3 protein-coding genes and 3 pseudogenes are annotated in these 2,598 nt (G+C 53.4%); 5 read left to right on the forward strand and 1 reads right to left on the reverse strand.

Annotated elements, in window-relative coordinates; all coding sequences use genetic code 11:
• The 5 genes and pseudogenes from QZ506_RS16930 to glnG all read left to right on the forward strand — a co-directional run.
• Positions 1-171 (forward strand): IS1 family transposase (locus QZ506_RS16930; protein WP_291972671.1); only part of this gene is annotated, 171 nt, incomplete at its 5' end.
• Positions 172-196: 25 nt separating this feature from the next.
• Positions 197-820 (forward strand): annotated as a pseudogene (glnL, locus tag QZ506_RS16935) (nitrogen regulation protein NR(II)); the annotation flags it as partial.
• 8 nt (positions 821-828) lie between these two features.
• Positions 829-975 carry a hypothetical protein gene (locus QZ506_RS16940; RefSeq protein WP_291972667.1) on the forward strand — a complete coding sequence of 49 codons (147 nt, stop codon included), beginning with the start codon at positions 829-831 and terminating at the stop codon, positions 973-975.
• Between the two features lie 57 nt (positions 976-1,032).
• On the forward strand, positions 1,033-1,161 hold the full coding sequence (locus QZ506_RS16945) for a hypothetical protein (protein WP_291972669.1): 129 nt from the start codon (positions 1,033-1,035) through the stop codon (positions 1,159-1,161).
• A pseudogene (gene glnG, locus QZ506_RS16950) lies at positions 1,134-2,423 on the forward strand (nitrogen regulation protein NR(I)); the annotation flags it as partial. The gene QZ506_RS16945 and the pseudogene glnG, both read left to right, overlap by 28 nt.
• Positions 2,424-2,473: 50 nt before the next feature.
• On the opposite strand, the pseudogene QZ506_RS16955 reads toward glnG, so the two are convergent.
• Positions 2,474-2,598, reverse strand: a pseudogene (locus QZ506_RS16955) (IS630 family transposase); the annotation flags it as partial.

Consider the following 2,598-nt stretch of genomic DNA (forward strand, 5'->3'; position numbering starts at 1 on the left):
AAAGTAAAATACATTGTTAGCAAGCTGTATACACAGCGTATTGAGCGTGCACATCTGACACTGCGTAACCGATTGCAACGGCTCAATCGCAAGACGCCCGGATATTCAAAATCATCCGAAATGCACGATAGGATCATCGGTACTTACATCGAACGCGGGTACTACGTTTGATGCTACATCAACTCATTGAATACACGACCCGCTCGGCGGATTGCGCGGCGCGGCACAGTTGCTGGCCAAAGCGCTGCCCGACCCCGCGCTGACGGAATACACCAAAGTGATCATTGAGTAGGCCGATCGCCTGCGCAATCTGGTGGATAGGCTATTAGGGCCGCAGCAGCCGGGTTTACACGTAACACAAAGTATTCATCAGGTCGTTGAGCGCGTCTGCAAGTTGGTCTCGTTAGAAAAACCTGACAACGTGACGCTGGTGAAAGATTACGATCCCAGCCTGCCAGAACTGACCCATGACCCAGACCAGATTGAACAAGTGCTGCTAAACATTACCCGCAACGCGCTCCATGCGCTGGGTAAAGAAGGCGTCACCATTACGCTGCGCACGCGCACCACTTTTCAACTCACGCTGCACGGCGTGCGCTATCGCTTGGCAGCGCGTATTGATATCGAAGACGATGGTCCTGGCGTCCCTGCACAGTTGCAAGACACGCTGTTTTACCCAATGGTAAGCGGTCGCGAAGGCGGCACTGGGCTGAGATTATCGATCGAGCGCAGCTTGATCGATCAGCATTCGGGAAAAATTGAATTTAACAGTTGGCAAGGCCATACCGAATTCTCGGTTTACCTGCCCATTCGCCAGTGAGGTTCACGATGCAACGAGGGATAGTCTGGATTGTCGATGACGATAGCTCCATCCGTTGGGTGCTGGAGCGCACGCTCACTGGGGCGGTGTTGACCTGTGCCACCTTTGATAACGGAAATCAGGCGCTGCACACGCTGGCAGGCTTTGTTGAATAAATAGATATTATGCTGCGTAGCCATAAAGGCTGCGGATTCCCTTGACGTAAAATCAGTATGTTAAATCCAGGGCGTGGTGATGCATCCCGGAGCGATCAGCATTTTAATCCAAAACAGGCGTGTCATAACAGCATTATTCCCTATTATTTAACAAAGCCGCGCTGGCAACCAAAACGCCAGATGTAGTGCTGTCCGATATTCGTATGCCGGGCATGGACGGTCTGGCGCTGCTGCAACAGATCAAACAGCATCATCCTATGCTGCCAGTGATTATTATGACCGCGCACTCCGATCTGGATGCTGCGGTAAGCGCTTACCAACAGGGTGCATTTGATTACCTGCCAAAACCGTTTGATATCGATGAAGCTGTCGCTTTGGTTGAGCGTGCGATCAGTCACTATCTGGAACAGCAGCAGCCGGTCCGCGCGCAACCGCTCAATGGCCCCACCACCGATATCATTGGTGAAGCGCCGGCCATGCAGGATGTGTTTCGCATTATTGGCCGACTCTCCCGTTCATCTATCAGCGTGCTGATCAACGGAGAATCGGGAACCGGTAAAGAACTGGTGGCACATGCACTGCATCGCCACAGTCCGCGCGCCAAAGCGCCGTTTATCGCCTTGAATATGGCGGCCATCCCCAAGGATCTGATCGAGTCAGAGCTGTTTGGTCACGAAAAAGGGGCGTTTACCGGCGCGAATCAGATTCGCCAGTGATGCTTTGAACAGGCCGATGGCGGCACCCTGTTTCTGGATGAAATCGGCGATATGCCTCTGGATGTGCAAACGCGGCTGTTGCGCGTATTGGCTGACGGGCAGTTCTACCGCGTCGGTGGCTATGCAGCGGTGAAAGTGGATGTGCGTATCATCACCGCAACCCACCAAAATCTGGAGCTACGGGTTCAGGAAGGCAAATTTCGCGAAGACCTGTTTCACCGTCTCAATGTGATTCGCGTCCATCTGCCTCCACTGCGTGAACGGCGCGAAGATATTCCGCTGCTGGCACGCTACTTCTTGCAGGCAACCGCCAAAGAGCTGGGAGTGGAACCCAAAAATCTGCACCCGGAAACGGAAACGGCGTTAACGCGCCTGCCTTGGCAGGGCAACGTGCGTCAGTTGGAGAACACCTGCCGCTGGCTGACCGTTATGGCCGCGGGGCAAGAGGTGTTGATTCAGGATCTGCCGCCAGAGCTGTTTGAAACCACGGCACCCGACGCCACGGTGCACATGCTACCTGACAGTTGGGCAACCCTGCTGGCGCAATGGGCCGATCGGGCGCTGCGTTCCGGTTATCAAAACCTACTCTCGGAAGCGCAACCGGAGATGGAAAGAACGCTGCTCACTACCGCGTTACGCCATACGCAGGGTCATAAGCAAGAGGCTGCTAGCCTGTTGGGATGGGGACGTAACACCCTGACGCGCAAGCTCAAAGAGCTGGGAATGGAATAGCCGCATGGTTTTACTTTTTGAATTGTTTGACGTTATATACCCAATAAACCTCAAGATGCAGGTTTGAGCACCTGAAAACGATCGTGAATTCTGGACGTCAGCGAGTCCGCTATTTCTGGTAGCGTATTGGTGAAAAAATTGAATATTGCATCCCGAAAATCGCGCGTGTTTTCAA

The organism is Candidatus Symbiopectobacterium sp., assembly GCF_020054415.1.
GTDB lineage: Bacteria > Pseudomonadota > Gammaproteobacteria > Enterobacterales > Enterobacteriaceae > Symbiopectobacterium.